Here is a 17,174-nt window from a genome sequence, read left to right as displayed (position 1 = left end):
ATGAACGCAGTCTAATCCTTGTGAGGAGACCACCACGCGACCCCCCACCCACCCCCCCCCCCCACCCCCCCCCCCCCCCCCCCTCCCCCCCCCCCCCCCTTCCCCCCCCCCCCCCCCCCCCCCCACGGGCGTAGCACCCCCCAAGGATTTCACGTACCTGAAAAGGACGGATTTAGCAGAATGGCGAACTACACCGCCGCTGACGTGAAGCGCCTGCGCGAGATGACCGGCGCCGGCTTCATGGACTGCAAGAAGGCGATGGAGGAGAACGACGGCGACTTCGACAAGGCCGTCGAGTTCCTGCGGATCAAGGGCGCCAAGGACGTCGGCAAGCGCGCCGAGCGCGCCACCGCCGAGGGCCTCGTCGCCGGCGACGGCGGCGTCCTGATCGAGCTCGACTCCGAGACCGACTTCGTCGCGAAGAACGCCGAGTTCCAGGCGCTCGCCGCGAAGATCGTCGAGGTCGCGAAGACCCTCAAGACCAGCGACGTGGACGCCCTCAAGGGCGCCGAGCTGGACGGCAAGACCGTCAACGAGGTCGTGCAGGAGCTCTCCGCCCGCATCGGCGAGAAGCTCGAGCTGCGCCGGGTCGTGTCCTTCGAGGGCCAGACCACCAACTACCTGCACCGTCGTGGCTCGGACCTGCCGCCGGCCGTCGGCGTGCTCATCGAGTTCACCGGTGACGACACCGAGGCCGCCCGCGGCGCCGCCATGCAGGTCGCCGCGCTGCGCGCGAAGTACCTGACCCGCGACGAGGTGCCCGCCGAGATCGTCGAGAACGAGCGCTCGATCGCGGAGAAGACCGCCCGCGAAGAGGGCAAGCCGGAGCAGGCCCTGCCCAAGATCATCGAGGGCAAGGTCAACGCGTACTACAAGGACAACGTCCTGCTCGAGCAGCCGTCGGTCAAGGACAACAAGAAGACCGTCAAGGCCCTGCTCGACGCGGCCGGCGTGACGATCACCAAGTTCGCGCGCTTCGAGGTCGGCCAGGCCTGAGGCCTGGTCCGGGCGTAGGTTTCACCCCCAGTGCCCCGTCTCCGTCCATCGGGGACGGGGCACTGTCGGGTCCAGGAGAAGAATGATCAGGTCGAGGGGCCTAGGAGGCGACATAGATGGGTGACCGGGTCGAAGGTGGCTACCGGCGGGTGCTGCTGAAGCTGGGCGGCGAGATGTTCGGCGGTGGTTCGATCGGCGTCGATCCGGATGTCGTCCACTCGGTCGCGCAGCAGATCGCCGACGTCGCCCGCACCGGCGTCCAGGTCGCCGTCGTGATCGGCGGCGGCAACTACTTCCGCGGCGCCGAGCTCTCGCAGCGCGGCATGGACCGCGACCGCGCCGACTACATGGCGATGCTGGGCACCGTGATGAACTGCCTGGCGCTGCAGGACTTCCTGGAGAAGGAGGGCCTGCCCACCCGCGTGCAGACCGCCATCACGATGGGCCAGGTCGCCGAGCCCTACATCCCGCGCCGCGCCGAACGGCACCTGGAGAAGGGCCGCGTCGTGATCTTCGGCGCCGGGGTCGGCATGCCGTACTTCTCCACCGACACCGCGGCCGCGCAGCGCGCGCTCGAGCTGGGCTGCGAGGCCGTGCTGATGGCGAAGGCCGTCGACGGGGTCTACACCGCGGACCCGAAGAGCGACCCGACGGCCGAGATGTTCCGCGAGATCACCCACCGCGAGGTGCTGGAGCGGGACCTCAAGGTCGCCGACGCGACGGCGTTCAGCCTCTGCATGGACAACAACATGCCGATCATCGTGTTCAACCTGCTCACCGAGGGGAACATCGCCCGCGCGGTGAGTGGTGAAAGAATCGGCACGTTGGTCAGCACCCCCGCCGACGGGGTGCCGGCCTAGACCTGCTGGGATCAGCAAGCGCCACACCATCACAACACCGGGAGTAGCCGTGATCGACGAGACCCTCCTCGACGCCGAGGAGAAGATGGAAAAAGCGGTGTCCGTCGCCAAGGACGACCTGACCTCGGTGCGCACTGGCCGGGCCACTTCGTCGATGTTCTCGCGCATCGTGGTCGAGTACTACGGCGCGCCGACCCCGCTGAACCAGCTGGCCAGCGTGAACGTGCCGGAAGCCCGGATGGCGCTGATCAAGCCCTACGACCAGACCCAGCTCGGCGCGATCGAGAAGGCCATCCGCGAGTCCGACCTCGGGGTCAACCCGAGCAACGACGGCCAGGTCATCCGGATCGTCATCCCGCAGCTCACCGAAGAGCGGCGCAAGGAGATGGTCAAGGTCGCCAAGGGCAAGGGTGAGGACGCGCGGGTGACCATCCGCAGCATCCGCCGCAAGGCCAAGGAAGAGCTCGACCGCATCGGCAAGGACGGCGAAGCGGGCGAAGACGAGGTCGTGCGCGCGGAGAAGGAGCTGCAGAACCTCACCGACACGTACTCCCACAAGGTCGACGAGCTGGTCAAGCACAAGGAAGCCGAGCTGCTCGAGGTCTGATGGCACAGGTGAGCGAGGAACGAGAAGACCGGGTGGACGGCGTCGGCGAAGAGCCGGCGGCCGCCCCGGGGCCGGCGGTGGCCGGCGAGCCGGCGGCGGAGACCGCGGCCCGGCCGAACGGGGCCGCCGGTCCGGCGGAAGCCGCTCCGGAGAGTGCGGCGCCCGAAGCCAAGAAGGCCTCCAAGGCGGGCCGCAACCTGCCCGCGGCCATCGGGGTGGCGCTGCTGCTCGGCGCCGCGATCATCGTTTCCCTGCTCACCGTCCGGTTCCTGTTCATCGGGATCATCGCGATCGCGATCGCGGTCGGCACCTTCGAGTTCGCGGGGGTGCTGCGCCGGGTCGCCGACATCCGCGTCGCGATGATCCCGGTGCTGGTCGGCGGCCAGGCGATGATCTGGCTGGCCTGGCCGTTCGGCCGCGAGGGCGCGCTCACCGCGTTTGTCCTCACCGTGCTCGCCTGCCTGCTGTGGCGGCTGCCCGGCGGCGCCAAGGGCTACCTGCGCGACATCAGCGCGTCGACGTTCGCCGCCGCCTACCTGCCGCTCTTCGGCGCGTTCGCGGCGATGCTCGTGCCGCCTTCGGACGGCGTCGGGCGGGTCCTCACCTTCCTGATCGGCGTGGTCGCCTCGGACACCGGCGGGTACATCGCCGGCGTTCTCGGCGGCAAGCACCCGATGGCCCCCACGATCAGCCCGAAGAAGACCTGGGAAGGCTTCGGGGGTTCGCTGGTCGGCGGGGTCGTGGCCGGAGCGCTGACGCTCAGCCTGCTGCTCGACGGCCACGTCTGGCAGGGCGTGATCTTCGGTGTCGCGATCGTGCTCACCGCGACCCTGGGTGACCTCGTCGAGTCGCTGATCAAGCGCGACCTCGGCGTCAAGGACATGGGCACGCTGCTGCCCGGGCACGGCGGGATCATGGACCGGCTCGACTCGCTGCTGCCGTCCGCGGTCGTGTCCTGGCTGCTGCTTTCGGCGTTCGTGCCGCTGGGCTGACCTGCGGTGGGAGGTTCCGCTTACCAGAGGTAGGCGATGGTTCGTGGACCACCGAAGTGTCCAGGGGTTTGACTCGGGGCATGTCCACCGGAACCCGCGCCCCGGCCCGGCTCGCACTCGCCGCCGTCTGCCTGGGCTTCCTGATGATCACGCTCGACGCGACGATCGTGAACCTCGCGCTCCCACCGATCGGGGCCGACTTCGGCGAACCGTCCACCGCCGCGTTGCAGTGGGTCGTCGACGCCTACACCGTGACGCTCGCCGCGTTCCTGCTCACCTGGGGCGCGGCCGGTGACCGGTGGGGGTCCCGCCGGGTCTTCGAAGCAGGCGTCGCCGTCTTCGTGCTCGCGAGCATCGGCTGCGCGCTCGCAGGTTCGGCCGCCTGGCTGATCACCGCGCGCGCCGTGCAGGGGGCCGGCGGCGCCGCGCTGCTGCCGTCGTCGCTGGCGCTGATCGTCCACCAGTTCCCGGATCCGAAGGCGCGGGCCCGCGCGCTCGGTGTGTGGGGCGGGATGAGCGGTGTCGGCCTCGCCGCCGGTCCGGTGCTCGGCGGGCTCGCCGTCGGCCTGGCCGACTGGCGGCTGGTGTTCGCGGTGAACGTGCCGGTTGGGATCGTCGCGATCGTCCTGACACGCCGAGCCGTCGCCGAACCGCCTCGGCACGAGTCGACCCGCCTGGACTTCGCCGGGCAGCTGGCGGGCACGGCCGCGCTGGCCTGCCTCGTCGCCGGGTTCATCGAGTCCGGTCACGCGGGCTGGTCCGCGTCGACGACGCTCGTGCTGATCGCCGGGGGAGTGCTGGCCGGAGTGGTGTTCGTCCTGGTCGAACGGCGGGTGCCGGACCCCGTGCTGCCACTGGGCGTCCTGAAGATCCGGAACTTCGCGGTGGCGACCGGCGTCGGCGGCCTGTTCAACTTCTGCCTCTACGGCACCCTGTTCGCCCTGGCGCTGTACCTGCAACGGCAGTGGGGACTGGGCGCGCTCGCCGCCGGTCTCGCGCTGGTGCCGGTGACGATGGCCGTGGGGCTCAACGCGTTCTTCAGCGGACGCCTGACCGGGCGCTTCGGCCCGCGCGCCCCGATGATCGCCGGTGCGCTGGCCGGGCTGGCCGGCTCGGTGGGCTTCGCGTTGCTGCCCGTCGACCGCGCGTTGGTGCCGTTCGTCGTGGTCTCGGTCGTCTTCGGCTGCTGTTCGCTGGCGATGCCGGCGATGACGTCGCTGGCCATGAACTCGTTGCCGGACAAGGCCGGGCTGGCGGCCGGGGTGCTCAACGCGTCGCGCCAGACCGGCGGGGCGATCGGGGTCGCGCTCGTCGGCGCGCTGCTGCCCGCCACCGGGATGTGGCTGGTGGCGGGCGGGTACGCGCTGGTCGTGGTGCTGGCGTTGCTCGGGCGTCAGTCGTCGTAGGGGTCGTCGACCTCGGCGCGGCCCCAGCCTTCGGCGACGCGCGAGTGGTCGATCACCGCGAAGACGGCGCCTTCCGGGTCGGCGAGGATCGACATCCGGCCGAACGGGGTGTCGTAGGGCTGGATCACGACGGTGCCGCCGTTCATCAGCGCCTCGCCCGCGACCGCATCGACGCCGCGCGCGGGGTCGATGTCGAAGTACACCAGCCAGTGCGGCGGGGTCTCGAGGCTGTATTCCGAACCCATCACGTAGCGGTACAGGACCGGCTCGTGCTCGATGAGCCATTCGGCGTAGTCGAGCGATTCGCCGTCGCCGATCTGGTGACTGGAATAGGTGAACAGCTTGGTGTAGAAGTGATCCGCCGCGACGCCGTCGTGCGTGTTGAGGTCCGCGCCGCTGAAGGTGTTGGGGATCCCGGTGACGAACTCCCAGTCCGGCGGGACCTCCCAGAACACCACCGGCGCGCCGCACGCGTCGTAGGCGTGCAGGATCGTTCCGCGCTGCGGGATCGGCATCGGGCCGAGCGTCAGCCGTCCGCCGAGGTGTTCCACCCATTCGGCCGCGCTCGCGGTGTGCGGCACGGAGATGTGCGGCATCCAGCCCAGCGGCGCGCCCTGCGCGGCTCGGTAGAGGCCGCCGACGGGAAGGCTGTTGAGCGTGGCGATGGCGTAACGCCCGTCGGACGTCGCCGGATCTCGCTGAGTGGTGTACTCCCAGCCGAAGAGGGCACCGTAGAATCTTTCCGCGATGGCCTGCTCGCGGCAGGCCAGCTCGATCCAGCACGGAATTCCGGCCGGGACCGGGGACGGGGTACTGGACGGGCCGAATGCCATGTAGTGCTCCTCCCGAGACCCACCGAATTCTAGGCGTGATCGGTAAGGTTTCCGCCAAGATTTCGACGCCGGAAAATCACTGTCGGCACAGAAGGCCCCGGAAGGAGCAGCGGGTGCGGTGGTCGTCGCGGCGCGCGGAAGTCGTGCCGAGTCCGAACATCTGGTACTACCAGTCGGATTACGAGCTGGAGAACCGGGCGCAGGACGTCGGCGGCGAGATCTGGCGCGCGCTGCGTGAGGAGTTCGACTGGGCCGGCCGGGACGTGCTGGACGTCGGCTGCGGTGACGGCTTCCACCTGCCGCGCTTCGCCCGCGAGGCGGGATCGGTGCTCGGGGTGGAGCCGCACGAGCCGTTGGTGCGGGACGCGCTGAAACGGGTGGCCGGCCTGTCGAACGTGGACGTCAAGCTGGGCCGGGCCCAGCGGCTGCCGGTCCGCAGCGCGAGTGTCGACCTCGTCCACGCGCGCACGGCGTACTTCTTCGGGCCCGGCTGCGAACCCGGGCTGGCGGAGGCGGAGCGGGTGCTGCGGCCGGGCGGGATGATCGTGATCGTCGACCTCGACGTCACCAGCGAGCCCTACGGCGGCTGGATGCGCGCCGACCTACCGCACTACGACCCGGTCGCCGTCGAACGGTTCTTCGCGCGGGCCGGGTTCGGCTGCCGCCGCGTGGCCACCGAGTGGCGCTTCGCGACCGCCGCGGACCTCGAAGCGGTGCTGAAGATCGAGTTCAGCAAGCCCGTCGCCGAACAGGCGATCGCGGAGTCGTTGCAGCGTAACGGGAAACGCGGTGAAGACCTGACGCTGCCGGTGGGCTACCGCGTCCATGCGCGGGTGAAGCCCACCGGCCTCGTCCTGCCAGGTCACTCGGCTGCTTCTTCGGCGGAAGCCGAGGACTCGTCCTCGTCTTCACCGAGGATGCCGTAGAGCGAGCGCCGGGCGTCGTTGAGCACCTCGGCCGCGCGGGCCTGCTGGCTCTCGGTGCCGGCGCGCATGATCTGCACGACGGCCGCGGCCAGGTTCTTGCCCGCCTTGGCCAGCCCGACCTCGGTCGGGTCGACGTCCTGGGCGATCTGCTCCCACGGCGGGGTGCTGTCCTGCTCTTCCGCGGCGGTGCGGCCGGCGTCGGTCAGCTCGAAGAGCTTCTTGCCGTGCTCGTCCTTGCTGACGACCAGGCCTTCGTCGGCCAGCAGCTGCAGCGTCGGGTAGACGGAGCCGGGGCTCGGCCGCCAGAAGCCGCCGGAGCGCTCGCCGATTTCGCGGATGATCTCGTAGCCGTGCCGGGGCTGCTCGGCGAGCAGCGCCAGGATCGCGGCGCGGACGTCACCGCGGCGGCTGCGCCGTCCGCCGTGACCCCGCCTGCCCGGTCCGTGACCCCGGCCGCGTCCACCACCAGGGCCGAAGCCCGGGGGGAACTCGCCGAAACCACCGAAGGGGCCGAAAGGTGCGCGCCCACGCTCGTGGGCGAAGGGGTGTCGTTGCCTACGCATGTCTGTGTTCCTTTCTCGAACGATTGCGACTGCTTCACGATATATCGGAAACGGTCGGCTGGCAACCCTGCCGCGGTGATGCCGCTCACGGTGCTTGAGCCTTCAAGTTCCGACCCATAGGGTAGGCAAGCCTAAACACCTGTTAGCAAAGGTAACGACCCGTGCGGACCCGCTCGCTCCCGCTGACGGCCGGGCTGCTGGTCCTCGCCGCCGCCCTGGCCGCCGCCGTGCTGCTCAGCGTCGCCGTCGGCACCCGCGGCCTGAGCCCCGGCACGGTCCTGGACGCGCTCTTCCGCTTCCAGCCGGGCAACCCCGACCACCTCGTCGTGCGCGAGCTCCGGCTCCCGCGCACGCTCGCGGGCGTGCTCGCCGGGGTCGCGCTCGGCCTGTCCGGCGCCGTGATCCAGGGGGCGACGCGCAATCCGCTCGCCGACCCGGGCCTGCTCGGGGTCAACGCCGGCGCCGCGTTGTTCGTCGTCCTCGGCATCGGCACCTTCGGCCTCACGAGCGTCGGCGGGTATGTCTGGTTCGGCTTCGCGGGGGCCGCGGTCGCCGGCGCCGTCGTCTACGGCATCAGTTCCCTCGGGCGCGCGGGCGCGACGCCGGTGAAGCTCGCGCTGGCCGGTGCCGCCGTGACCGCCGCGCTGGCGTCGGTGACCAGCGCGTTGCTGCTGACCGACGCCACGACGTTCGACCAGTACCGCTTCTGGCAGGTCGGCTCGCTGACCGGCCGGGACGCGGCGACGGTCACCCAGGCCGTGCCGTTCGTGCTGGCCGGTGTGGTGCTCGCGCTGCTGGCCGTCCGGCAGCTCAACGCGCTCGCGCTCGGCGAGGACATCGCGCGGTCGCTCGGCCAGAACGTCACGGTCGCGCGCCTGGTGTGCGCGCTGGCCGTTGTTGTCCTCTGTGGCGCGGCGACGGCGATCGCCGGGCCGATCGCGTTTGTCGGGCTGACCGTGCCGCACGCCGCGCGGCTCGTCACCGGGCCGGACCACCGCTGGCTGCTGCCGTACTCCGCGCTGATGGCGCCGCTGCTCCTGCTCGTGTCCGACGTTGTCGGCCGCGTGGTCGCGCGGCCGGCCGAGGTGCAGGTCGGGATCATCACGGCGCTGGTCGGCGCGCCGGTGTTCGTGGTCCTGGTGCGCCGCCGGAAGGTCGTGGCGGTGTGAACGTGGTCGTCGCCGCGCGCCGCCGAGGCGCGGTCCGGGCGCGGACGGTGTCGCTTCTGCTCTTCCTCGCGATCGTGGTCGTCTTCGCGGCTTCGCTGGCCGTCGGGGACTTCCCGGTGCCGCTCGGCGACCTCCCCGGCCTGCTCTTCGGGGACGGTGTCGGCCGCGCCGCCTACGTCGTCTCCGAGCTCCGGTTGCCGCGCGCGGTCACCGGCTTGCTCGTCGGCGTCGCGTTCGGGACGGCCGGGGCGCTCTTCCAGCGCCTGCTGCGCAACCCGCTGGCCAGCCCGGACGTCATCGGCGTGACGCAGGGCGCGAGCGCGGCCGCCGTGGTCGCGATCGTGGTGTTCAACGCCGCCGGGGCCGTGGTGTCCGCCGCCGCGCTCGCGGGCGCGCTGCTCACCGGCGCCACGATCTACCTCCTGTCCCGGCGCGGCGGCGTGCACGCCTACCGGCTCGTGCTCGTCGGCGTCGGGGTCGGCGCGGTGCTCACCAGCGTCGTCTCGTACCTGATGACCTGGGCCGACGTCACCCTCGCGCAGCAGGCCCTGATCTGGCTCACCGGCAACCTCAACGCCCGCACCTGGGCCGACGCCGCGCCGCTGGCCGCCGCCCTTGTCGTCCTGCTGCCCGCGGCGCTGCTGCTCGGCCGCGCGCTGACCGGGCTTCAGCTGGGCGACGACACCGCCGCCGGGCTCGGCCTGCACGTCGAACGCAGCCGCCTGGCGCTGCTGGTCGTCGCCGTGGCGCTCGCCGCGTTCGCGACGGCCGCCGCCGGGCCGATCTCGTTTGTCGCTTTTGTGGCCAACCCGATCGCGACGCGGCTCGTCGGCGGCGCCCGCGCGGGTCTCGTCCCGGCGGCGCTGACCGGCGCGCTCGTCGTGCTGCTGGGCGACTTCGCGGCCCAGCACCTGCTCGGCGAGCAGCTGCCGGTCGGCGTCGTCACCGGCGCGGTCGGCGCGCCGTACCTGCTGTGGCTGCTCGCGACCGCCAACCGCGCCGGGCGAGTGTGAGGGGAACGCCGTGACACTGCACACCGAGCACCTGGACCTGGGCTACGGGCCGTTGCGCGTGGTCAAGGACCTGTCCGTGCGCATCCCGCCCGGCAAGGTCACGATGATCGTCGGGACCAACGCCTGCGGGAAGTCGACGTTGCTGCGCGGCCTGGCGCGGCTGCTCACGCCCACCGCCGGCGCGGTCTACCTCGACGGCAAGGGCATCACGACGTTGCGCAGCAAGGACGTCGCGACGGTGCTGGGCCTGCTGCCGCAGTCGCCGACCGCGCCCGAGGGCATCACGGTCGCCGACCTCGTCGGCCGCGGCCGCTACCCGCACCAGGGGATGTTCCGCCGCTGGAGTGACGAGGACGACGACGCCGTCGCGAAGGCGATGCTCGCGACCGACACCGTCGAGCTGGCCGACCGGCCGGTCGACGAGCTGTCCGGCGGGCAGCGCCAGCGCGTCTGGATCGCCATGGCGCTGGCGCAGCGGACGCCGTTGCTGCTGCTCGACGAGCCCACGACGTTCCTCGACATCGCCCACCAGGTCGACGTCCTCGATCTCCTGGCCGAGCTGAACGCCGAGGACGGCCGGACGATCGTCATCGTCCTGCACGACCTCAACCTGGCCGCCCGCTACGGCGACCACCTGATCGCGATGAAGGACGGCCGGATCGCTGCCGAAGGCGCGCCCGCGGACATCCTCACCGCCGAACTCGTCGCCGACGTCTTCGGCCTGCCCTGCCGGGTCATCCCCGACCCGGTCTCCGCCACGCCCCTCATCGTCCCGATCGGCCGGCGGCGGGCCACCCCCCGAGAAGAAGGAACCCCCGATGCGTCCTAAGTGGACTCGCCTGGCCGCCGCACTCGCGGCCGTCACGCTGCTGGCCGCCTGTGGCCGGCCCGAGAAGCCCAGCACGTCCGGTGTCGGCGACCAGGACGTCGCCACCGGCGGCCGGCTGTTCTCCACCGCGGACAGCGAGACCGCGAAGCTCGGCGCGGACGTCGGCCCGGGTGTCTTCCCGCGCACCGTCACCCACGCGCTGGGCAAGACGAAGCTGGACAAGAAGCCGACGCGGGTCGTCGTGCTGGACAGCGGTGAGCTGGACGACGTGCTCGCGCTCGGCATCACCCCGGTCGGCATGGCCACCAACGCCGGGCAGAACGACGTCCCGGCCTACCTCGCCGACCGCGCCAAGGGCATCCCGGCCGTCGGCGGGGTCAGCAACCTCAACCTCGAGGCGATCGCGGCGCTGAACCCGGACCTGATCCTCGGCAGCAAGCTGCGCGCGAACGACCTCTACCCGCAGCTGTCGAAGATCGCGCCGACGGTGTTCAGCATCCGGCCCGGGTTCCCGTGGAAGGAGAACCTGCTCCTGATCGGGGCGTCGCTGGGTGCGGAGACGCAGGCGACCGGGCTGCTGAACGACTACCAGAAGCGCGCGAACGAGTTGAAGGCCGCGGTCAAGGGCGCGCCGAAGATCTCGCTGCTGCGGTTCCACTCCGCCGGCATCCGGCTCTACGGGAACCTGTCGTTCATCGGCGTCATCCTCAAGGACACCGGCCTGGCGCGGCCGGCGAACCAGAACATCACCGAGCTCGCCGCGACGATCTCCAAGGAGCGCATCGACGAGGCCGACGGCGACTGGATCTTCTACTCCAGCCTCGGCGCCGGCCCCAGCGCGGACGAGAAGGCCGTCACGAGCAGCGGGCTGTGGGCGGGACTGAGCGCGGTCAAGGCGAAGCACGCGATCCCGGTCGACGACTCGGTGTGGTTCCTCGGCCTCGGCCCGATCGGGGCGATGAAGGTCCTCGACGACCTCAAGAAGTACCTGGGCTGAGACGATCGGGGGCGTGCCCGACACCATCGACGACATCGACGCCCGGCTCCTGCTGGCGCTCGGCGCGGACCCGCGCTCGACGGCGGTCGCGCTGGCCGAGCGGCTGGGCCTGTCCCGCAACACGGTGCAGGCCCGGCTCGCCCGGCTCGAACAGCGCGGCGTGCTCTCCTCGTTCGAGCGCCGCATCGACCCGGCGCGGCTGGGCTACCCGCTGCGCGCGTTCGTCAACGCGCAGGTCGACCAGCGGCGGCTCGCCGAGATCGCCGACGCGCTCGCCACGATCCCCGAGGTCACCGAGGTCTGTGGGCTGACCGGGGCGAGCGACCTGATGGTGCAGGTCGTCGCGGTCGACGCCGACGACCTCTACCGGATCGCCGGGCACATCCTCGCCTCGCCGGGCGTCGAGCGGACGAACATCTCGCTCGTCATGCGCGAGCTCGTCCCGTACCGGCTGACGCCGCTTCTGGAGCGCGTGCATTCTGCGCAGCCGGAGGCCTGAGCCGTCGCGCTGTGGTGTGCATTCTGCGCACTTCGAGGGGCATCGGTTGTGCGATGCGTCCACCGGTGGTGTCCTGGTGTGCGCTTCCTGCACGAAAGGTGTCGACGATGACCCAGCCCTCCGCGACCGTTCAGGCGACGGACACGCTCGCCGCGATCGAACGGCGGGTGCTGTGGCTCGCCACCGCGATCGTGCACCAGGCCAACCGGGTCCGGCCCAACCCGTCCGGGCTGAAGGTCGGCGGGCACCAGGCGTCGTGCGCGTCGCTGGTGTCGATCATGACGTCGCTGTGGTTCCGGCACCTGCGTCCCGAGGACCGCGTCTCGGTGAAGCCGCACGCGTCGCCGGTGCTCCACGCGATCAACTACCTGCTCGGCGAGCTGGACGAGGCGTACCTGCCGACGTTGCGCGAGTTCGGCGGGCTGCAGAGCTACCCGAGCCGCGCCAAGGACCCCGACCCGGTGGACTACTCGACCGGCTCGGTCGGCATCGGCGCCACCGCGCCGATCTGGGGCGCGCTCGCCCGCCGTTACCTGACCACGCGCGGCTCGTCCGCCGGCACCGGACGGCAGTACTCGCTGGTCGGCGACGCCGAGCTGGACGAGGGCGCCATCTGGGAGGCCATCCTCGACCCGGGCGTCGCGGAGCTGGGCGAGATCGTCTGGATCGTCGACCTCAACCGCCAGTCGCTCGACCGGGTCGTGCCGAACATCGCGGCCGGGCGGCTGCAGGGCATGTTCGACGCGGCCGGCTGGCAGGTCCTGACGCTGAAGTACGGGCGGCTGCTGGAAGAGCTGTTCACCCGGCCGGGCGGGTCCGAGCTGCGCGCGCGGATCGACGCGATGCCGAACCCGGAGTACCAGCGGCTGCTGCGTTGCGACGCCGCCCAGCTGCGCGACCGGCTGCCCGCGGGCGACGACGCGCTGGCTTCGCTGGTGGCGTCCCTCGACGACGAGACGCTCCTGGCCGCTATCCGGAACCTCGGCGGCCACGACCTCGGCTCGCTCGACGAGGTCTTCGCGTCCATTTCGGACAGCCGGCCGACGGTGATCTTCGCCTACACCGTCAAGGGCCGCGGCCTGCCGACGCAAGGGCACCCGCAGAACCACTCTTCGCTGCTGACGGTCGCGCAGATGGAGGAGCTGGCTTCTTCGCTGGGTACGGATCTTTCTTCGCCGTGGGAAGGCTTCGCGGCGGAGTCGTCCGAAGCCGCGTTGTGCGCTGAAGTCGCTTCACGCCTTCGCCGTCCGGACGTTCCTTCGCTGCCTTCGCTCGAGATGCCCGTCGACATCGGGCGTACGCCGTCCGGGACCGCGACGACGCAAGCCGCGCTGGGACGCGTCCTGCTCGACCTGACGCGCGAAGCGCCCGAAGCGGCGAAGCGCGTGGTGACGGTCAGCCCGGACGTCAGCTCGACGACCAACCTCGGCGGCTGGGTCAACAAGGTCGGCGTCTGGTCGGCGACCGAGCGCCGCGACTGGTTCGAGGACGACCCCGAGACGATCATGCACTGGCGCGAGAAGCCGACGGGCCAGCACCTCGAGCTGGGCATCGCCGAGACGAACCTGGTCGGCCTGCTCGGGGAGCTCGGTGCGACCTGGAGCCGCTGGGGCGAGCCGCTGCTGCCGATCGGCGTCATGTACGACCCGTTCGTCGAGCGCGCGCTCGAGCCGTGGTCGTTCGGGATCTACGCGGGCGGGCAGTCGATCCTGATCGGCACGCCGTCCGGCGTCACGCTCGCCCCGGAAGGCGGCGCGCACCAGTCGATCACCACGCCGTCGATCGGCATCGAGCAGCCCGGCTGCGTCAGCTACGAACCCGCGTTCGCGATCGACACCGAGTGGACGCTGCTCGCCGCGCTCGGCCGGCTCGGCAAGCCGGGCGGGACGTCGTCGTACTTCCGGCTGTCGACGCGTCCGGTGGACCAGACACTGGCCGCGGTGCCGGCGGACCCGGCGGCGCGCGAACGCCGTCGCCGCCAGGTCGTGGCGGGCGCGTACCTCCTGCGGCGGTCGGAGTCCCCGGCGGTGACGCTGGCGGCGATGGGCGCGCTGGTGCCGGACACCCTGGCGGCGGCCGAGCGGCTGGCCCAGGTCGGCGTCGAGGCCGACGTCGTCTGCGTGACCAGTCCGGGCCTGCTCTTCGAGGCGGTCCAGGCGCGGTCGGGCCGGGGGAGCGCCGAGTCGTGGATCCTCGACCAGGTCTTCCCGGCGTCGCGGGCGCGTCCCCTGGTCTCGGTGCTCGACGGCCACCCGCACACGCTGGCGTTCCTCGCCGGGGTCAACCGGGTGCCGTCGGTCGCGCTGGGCGTCACGGGGTTCGGGCAGTCCGGGTCGCTCGAGGAGGTCTATCGCCACCACGGGATCGACACGGACTCGATCATCCGCGCGGCGCTCGACGTCGTCAGCTGAAGGTCGCGCCCTCGAGCATCGTGTCGACGGCCTTGTCCCAGTCGGTGCCGGAGCCGTACTCGACCACGAGGATCTTGCTGGTGGGCAGCCACCACATCCGGACCTGGTTGTTCTGCGTCGCGTCCTCGCAGGTGACCTGCCAGTGGCCGTACTCGGCCTTCTTCGGCCCGACCGGCTTGAACCCGGAGTCGAGCAAGGTGCTGCCGGTGGCCACGGCCGCATCCCCGGGCGGCGACGCGGCGGTGATGCAGGTCGGCACGTCCGTGCCGGTGTACCAGCCGAAGGGCCGCTTCGCGCTCGGGAGGTTGATGGGCGCGTTGGGGTCCGAAGTCGCTTCGCGCAGGTCAAGCAGCCGAGCCGCGCAGACGACGGTGCCCTTGCCGACGCAGCCGTCGAGCAGGCCGTCATCGGTGCGGGCGGTGTAGGTCGCCCCGACCGGCAGGGCGACGTGCATGGTCCCGACGACGACCTGCGGCCCGGCGGCCTTGGTGACGGTCGGAACGGGCTGCGCCTGCCCGGCGGTGGAGGTGCTGCAGGCAGCAGCGCTCACGACGACCGCGACGGCCACGACGATGTGCCGGAAGGACACGGGCTCACCTCTTTCCTCGGCCCTTCGACTCCCGGACGGCCCGGCCGGTTTCCCGGGAGGTCGACGAACTGTATCCAGCGGCCGGCGCCGGCCCGGGGTGACCTGGGGTACAGGCGGTGCGGGGCGGTGCGGGCGGGGGTTCCGGGGGCGTGGGACACTGGTTCGGTTATGACTGCCCTCCCCCTTGTCTTCGACGCGCCCAAGCGCGGCCTGCCGCCGCGTCACCTCGCCGACCTTTCGGTGGCCGAGCGGGCCGCCGCCGTGGCCGAGCTGGGGGAGAAGCCCTTTCGCGCGAAGCAGCTGTCCAACCACTACTTCTCGCGGCTGACCGTCGACCCGGCGGAGATGACCGACATCCCGGCGGCCTCCCGCGAGAAGCTGGTCGCGGACCTGATGCCGACGCTGCTGACCGAGGTCCGCGCGCTGGCGGCCGACAACGGCGCGACCCGCAAGACGCTGTGGCGCGCGCACGACGGCACGCTCCTGGAGAGCGTCCTGATGCGCTACCCGGACCGCGCGACGCTGTGCATCTCGAGCCAGGCCGGCTGCGGCATGGCCTGCCCGTTCTGCGCGACCGGCCAGGGCGGCCTCGACCGCAACCTGTCGACGGCGGAGATCGTGGACCAGGTCCGCTCGGCGGCGGCGGTCATGCGCGACGGCACGATGCCGGGTGGTCCCGGCCGGCTGTCGAACATCGTCTTCATGGGCATGGGTGAGCCGCTGGCGAACTACAAGCGCGTGGTGGCCGCGGTGCGGCGGATCACGGATCCCGCGCCGGGTGGTCTGGGCATCGGGCAGCGGTCGGTGACGGTGTCGACCGTGGGCCTGGCCCCGGCTATCCGGAAGCTGGCGGACGAGAAGATGCAGGTGCGGCTGGCGGTGTCGCTGCACACGCCGGACGACGAGCTGCGGGACACGCTGGTGCCGGTGAACGAGCGCTGGTCGGTGGATGAGGTGCTCTCTGCCGCTCGGTACTACGCCGACACGTCCGGGCGGCGGGTGTCCATCGAGTACGCGCTGATCCGGGACATCAACGACCAGCCGTGGCGGGCGGAACTGCTGGCGAAGCGGCTGCGCAAGCACCTGGGGCAGCTGGTGCACGTGAACGTGATCCCGCTGAACCCGACCCCGGGGTCCAAGTGGGACGCCTCGCCGAAGCCGGTGGAGCGGGAGTTCGTGCGGCTGGTGAACGCCGGTGGAGTAGCGTGCACGGTGCGCGACACCCGCGGCCAGGAGATCGCCGCCGCGTGTGGGCAGCTTGCCGCCGAAGGCTGACTTTTCGTTTCTGTGATGGAGAAATCGTCGTGATGTACGCCCCGAGCCTGCTCGACCCGGCCGCGGAATCGTTGAAGCTCGCGGACTTCACCGGCGCGACGGACGTCGCCCGCGAGGCCCGGACGCTGCTGGGCGACCGGTTCAGCTCGGTGACGTTCATGTACGTCCTGATGCGCGCGTTCGAGGTGGAGTACGCGGCAGCGTGCGACGCGTCCCGCTGGCACGAGTTCCACGGCGGCCCCCGGGCGCTGTCGGACGCCGACCTCGAGAAGCTGCTGGCTCCCTGGCTCGACCGCTGACTCCCCGCGATCCGACGCGGGCGGAACGCGCGGTTCTCGAGTTCATGCTGCTGCCGGAGTTCGCCGGCGTGGACCGGCTCCGTGCGCAGGTGCCGCATTGCCGGGTCGTCGCGAGGTGGGCGGAGGGACAGCCGAGTGTTGACCTCGCCGTACCCGCTTCCGTCGCTCCCGCACCGGTGTCTGGGTCGGCGGTGGTTATCTGTCGGCCATCGAGTACGCCTGGGTCACCGACGAACCGCCCGGGCGGCTGCCCGACGTCTCGACGATGACCCTGGTCTGACGCGGTCACCCCCGGCCTTGCCCCCGGTTACGCTGCCGGAAAAATCTCCGGGAAAAATCTTCGGAGAGAAATGTCGAACGTCGCGCGCGGCTGTTCGACGCGGGGGTGAAGGCCGGTCACCGCGTCCGGAACACACCGGGCCACGGCCGAGAACGACCAGGGAGCTAGCCATGCGTTTCCTCATGATGCACCGCCTCGACGAGAGCCAGCCGGAAGCCTGGAACCCGAGCCAGGAGTTCATCGAGAAGATGGGCGCGTTCATCCAGGACTCGGCGGAGAAGGGCATCCTCATCACGGCGGAGGGCGTTCACCCGTCGGAGAAGGGCGCGCTCGTCCGCAAGCCGCGGGGCGCCGCCATTCGGGTCACCGATGGCCCGTTCGCCGAGGCCAAGGAGGTCATCGGCGGGTTCGCGCTGATCAACGCCGCCGACCGCGCCGAGGCCGTCGAGTTCGCGAAGAGCTACGTCGAGCTGTTCGACTCCGAGATCGAGGTCGAGGTGCGCCAGGTCGTCGAGTTCGACGAGATCCCCGGCTGACACCGGCTCCCCGGGGGGGGGGGGGTTTCCCCCCCCCCCAAGACACAACGAACGCGAAGGCGTACCGAACGAGCGAAGCGAGGAAGGAACGCCG

Annotated in this window: 18 protein-coding genes; 15 read left to right on the top strand and 3 right to left on the bottom strand. The window is 71.2% G+C overall.

What is annotated here, in order from left to right; translation table 11 throughout:
- Window positions 1–180 precede the first annotated feature (180 nt).
- The 5 genes from tsf to ACZ63J_RS42010 all read left to right on the top strand — a co-directional run bounded on the left by tsf (window position 181) and on the right by ACZ63J_RS42010 (window position 4,861).
- Window positions 181–996 carry a translation elongation factor Ts gene (tsf, locus tag ACZ63J_RS42030; protein WP_465340256.1) on the top strand — a complete coding sequence of 272 codons (816 nt, stop codon included), beginning with the start codon at window positions 181–183 and terminating at the stop codon, window positions 994–996.
- A gap of 116 nt (window positions 997–1,112) precedes the next feature.
- Window positions 1,113–1,856, top strand: coding sequence for a UMP kinase (pyrH, locus tag ACZ63J_RS42025; RefSeq protein WP_072480944.1), 744 nt, complete (start codon window positions 1,113–1,115; stop codon window positions 1,854–1,856).
- A gap of 49 nt (window positions 1,857–1,905) precedes the next feature.
- A complete protein-coding gene (gene frr, locus ACZ63J_RS42020) occupies window positions 1,906–2,463 on the top strand; it encodes a ribosome recycling factor (protein ID WP_392773704.1) in 558 nt (185 codons plus the stop codon).
- Window positions 2,463–3,455 carry a phosphatidate cytidylyltransferase gene (locus tag ACZ63J_RS42015; protein ID WP_465401762.1) on the top strand — a complete coding sequence of 331 codons (993 nt, stop codon included), beginning with the start codon at window positions 2,463–2,465 and terminating at the stop codon, window positions 3,453–3,455. Before frr ends, ACZ63J_RS42015 begins: the two co-directional genes overlap by 1 nt.
- 80 nt (window positions 3,456–3,535) lie before the next feature.
- On the top strand, window positions 3,536–4,861 hold the full coding sequence (locus ACZ63J_RS42010; RefSeq protein ID WP_465401763.1) for an MFS transporter: 1,326 nt from the start codon (window positions 3,536–3,538) through the stop codon (window positions 4,859–4,861).
- Here ACZ63J_RS42010 and ACZ63J_RS42005 read toward each other — a convergent pair.
- Complete coding sequence (locus ACZ63J_RS42005) at window positions 4,849–5,694, bottom strand: VOC family protein (protein WP_465401764.1); 846 nt, start codon at window positions 5,692–5,694, stop codon at window positions 4,849–4,851. The genes ACZ63J_RS42010 and ACZ63J_RS42005 overlap by 13 nt on opposite strands.
- Window positions 5,695–5,807: 113 nt before the next feature.
- On the opposite strand from ACZ63J_RS42005, the gene ACZ63J_RS42000 reads away from it, so the two are divergent.
- Complete coding sequence (locus ACZ63J_RS42000) at window positions 5,808–6,620, top strand: class I SAM-dependent methyltransferase (protein WP_465401765.1); 813 nt, start codon at window positions 5,808–5,810, stop codon at window positions 6,618–6,620.
- Here the strand turns inward: ACZ63J_RS42000 and ACZ63J_RS41995 are convergent.
- Window positions 6,557–7,183: a PadR family transcriptional regulator gene (locus ACZ63J_RS41995; RefSeq protein WP_465310634.1), complete on the bottom strand. Its 627-nt coding sequence runs from the start codon at window positions 7,181–7,183 to the stop codon at window positions 6,557–6,559. The two genes, ACZ63J_RS42000 and ACZ63J_RS41995, sit on opposite strands and share 64 nt — an antisense overlap.
- Before the next feature lie 161 nt (window positions 7,184–7,344).
- Here ACZ63J_RS41995 and ACZ63J_RS41990 point away from each other — a divergent pair, with 161 nt between their 5' ends.
- The 6 genes from ACZ63J_RS41990 (at window position 7,345) to ACZ63J_RS41965 (ending at window position 14,101) form a co-directional block, all read left to right on the top strand.
- Window positions 7,345–8,352, top strand: coding sequence for a FecCD family ABC transporter permease (locus tag ACZ63J_RS41990; protein ID WP_465401766.1), 1,008 nt, complete (start codon window positions 7,345–7,347; stop codon window positions 8,350–8,352).
- Window positions 8,349–9,365 carry a FecCD family ABC transporter permease gene (locus tag ACZ63J_RS41985; RefSeq protein ID WP_465401767.1) on the top strand — a complete coding sequence of 339 codons (1,017 nt, stop codon included), beginning with the start codon at window positions 8,349–8,351 and terminating at the stop codon, window positions 9,363–9,365. The genes ACZ63J_RS41990 and ACZ63J_RS41985 overlap by 4 nt, the downstream gene beginning before the upstream one ends.
- A 10-nt stretch (window positions 9,366–9,375) precedes the next feature.
- Complete coding sequence (locus ACZ63J_RS41980) at window positions 9,376–10,194, top strand: ABC transporter ATP-binding protein (protein ID WP_465401768.1); 819 nt, start codon at window positions 9,376–9,378, stop codon at window positions 10,192–10,194.
- Window positions 10,184–11,191, top strand: coding sequence for an ABC transporter substrate-binding protein (locus ACZ63J_RS41975; protein ID WP_465401769.1), 1,008 nt, complete (start codon window positions 10,184–10,186; stop codon window positions 11,189–11,191). The genes ACZ63J_RS41980 and ACZ63J_RS41975 overlap by 11 nt, the downstream gene beginning before the upstream one ends.
- Window positions 11,192–11,204: 13 nt before the next feature.
- Entirely contained in the window at window positions 11,205–11,690 is a 486-nt protein-coding gene (locus ACZ63J_RS41970; RefSeq protein WP_465310635.1) for an Lrp/AsnC family transcriptional regulator, read from the top strand.
- A 107-nt stretch (window positions 11,691–11,797) separates the two neighbouring features.
- Window positions 11,798–14,101 carry a transketolase-like TK C-terminal-containing protein gene (locus tag ACZ63J_RS41965; protein WP_465401770.1) on the top strand — a complete coding sequence of 768 codons (2,304 nt, stop codon included), beginning with the start codon at window positions 11,798–11,800 and terminating at the stop codon, window positions 14,099–14,101.
- Here the strand turns inward: ACZ63J_RS41965 and ACZ63J_RS41960 are convergent.
- Window positions 14,094–14,690: a hypothetical protein gene (locus tag ACZ63J_RS41960; protein WP_465310637.1), complete on the bottom strand. Its 597-nt coding sequence runs from the start codon at window positions 14,688–14,690 to the stop codon at window positions 14,094–14,096. The genes ACZ63J_RS41965 and ACZ63J_RS41960 overlap by 8 nt on opposite strands.
- Window positions 14,691–14,858: 168 nt before the next feature.
- Here ACZ63J_RS41960 and rlmN point away from each other — a divergent pair, with 168 nt between their 5' ends.
- From rlmN to ACZ63J_RS41945, 3 genes are all read left to right on the top strand, one after another.
- Window positions 14,859–15,965 carry a dual-specificity RNA methyltransferase RlmN gene (gene rlmN / locus ACZ63J_RS41955; protein ID WP_192782494.1) on the top strand — a complete coding sequence of 369 codons (1,107 nt, stop codon included), beginning with the start codon at window positions 14,859–14,861 and terminating at the stop codon, window positions 15,963–15,965.
- A gap of 32 nt (window positions 15,966–15,997) precedes the next feature.
- Window positions 15,998–16,264, top strand: a complete 267-nt coding sequence (locus tag ACZ63J_RS41950; RefSeq protein ID WP_465310744.1) for a hypothetical protein — start codon at window positions 15,998–16,000, stop codon at window positions 16,262–16,264.
- A gap of 450 nt (window positions 16,265–16,714) precedes the next feature.
- Window positions 16,715–17,080, top strand: coding sequence for a YciI family protein (locus ACZ63J_RS41945; protein ID WP_465310639.1), 366 nt, complete (start codon window positions 16,715–16,717; stop codon window positions 17,078–17,080).
- Window positions 17,081–17,174 lie beyond the last annotated feature (94 nt).

It is taken from the genome of Amycolatopsis sp. NPDC104863 (genome assembly GCF_055582965.1).
Note: the sequence above shows the minus strand (reverse complement) of the source record. Positions and strands in the feature narration are given on the sequence as shown.

Bases quoted from the DNA above. Each gene is read 5' to 3' on its own strand.
- ACZ63J_RS42005 (WP_465401764.1), bottom strand. From the start codon at position 5,694: ATGGCATTCGGCCCGTCCAGTACCCCGTCCCCGGTCCCGGCCGGAATT.
- ACZ63J_RS41945 (WP_465310639.1), top strand. From the start codon at position 16,715: ATGCGTTTCCTCATGATGCACCGCCTCGACGAGAGCCAGCCGGAAGCC.
- rlmN (WP_192782494.1), top strand. From the start codon at position 14,859: ATGACTGCCCTCCCCCTTGTCTTCGACGCGCCCAAGCGCGGCCTGCCG.
- ACZ63J_RS42010 (WP_465401763.1), top strand. From the start codon at position 3,536: ATGTCCACCGGAACCCGCGCCCCGGCCCGGCTCGCACTCGCCGCCGTC.
- ACZ63J_RS41995 (WP_465310634.1), bottom strand. From the start codon at position 7,183: ATGCGTAGGCAACGACACCCCTTCGCCCACGAGCGTGGGCGCGCACCT.
- ACZ63J_RS41965 (WP_465401770.1), top strand. From the start codon at position 11,798: ATGACCCAGCCCTCCGCGACCGTTCAGGCGACGGACACGCTCGCCGCG.
- ACZ63J_RS41950 (WP_465310744.1), top strand. From the start codon at position 15,998: ATGTACGCCCCGAGCCTGCTCGACCCGGCCGCGGAATCGTTGAAGCTC.
- pyrH (WP_072480944.1), top strand. From the start codon at position 1,113: ATGGGTGACCGGGTCGAAGGTGGCTACCGGCGGGTGCTGCTGAAGCTG.
- tsf (WP_465340256.1), top strand. From the start codon at position 181: ATGGCGAACTACACCGCCGCTGACGTGAAGCGCCTGCGCGAGATGACC.
- ACZ63J_RS42015 (WP_465401762.1), top strand. From the start codon at position 2,463: ATGGCACAGGTGAGCGAGGAACGAGAAGACCGGGTGGACGGCGTCGGC.
- ACZ63J_RS41975 (WP_465401769.1), top strand. From the start codon at position 10,184: ATGCGTCCTAAGTGGACTCGCCTGGCCGCCGCACTCGCGGCCGTCACG.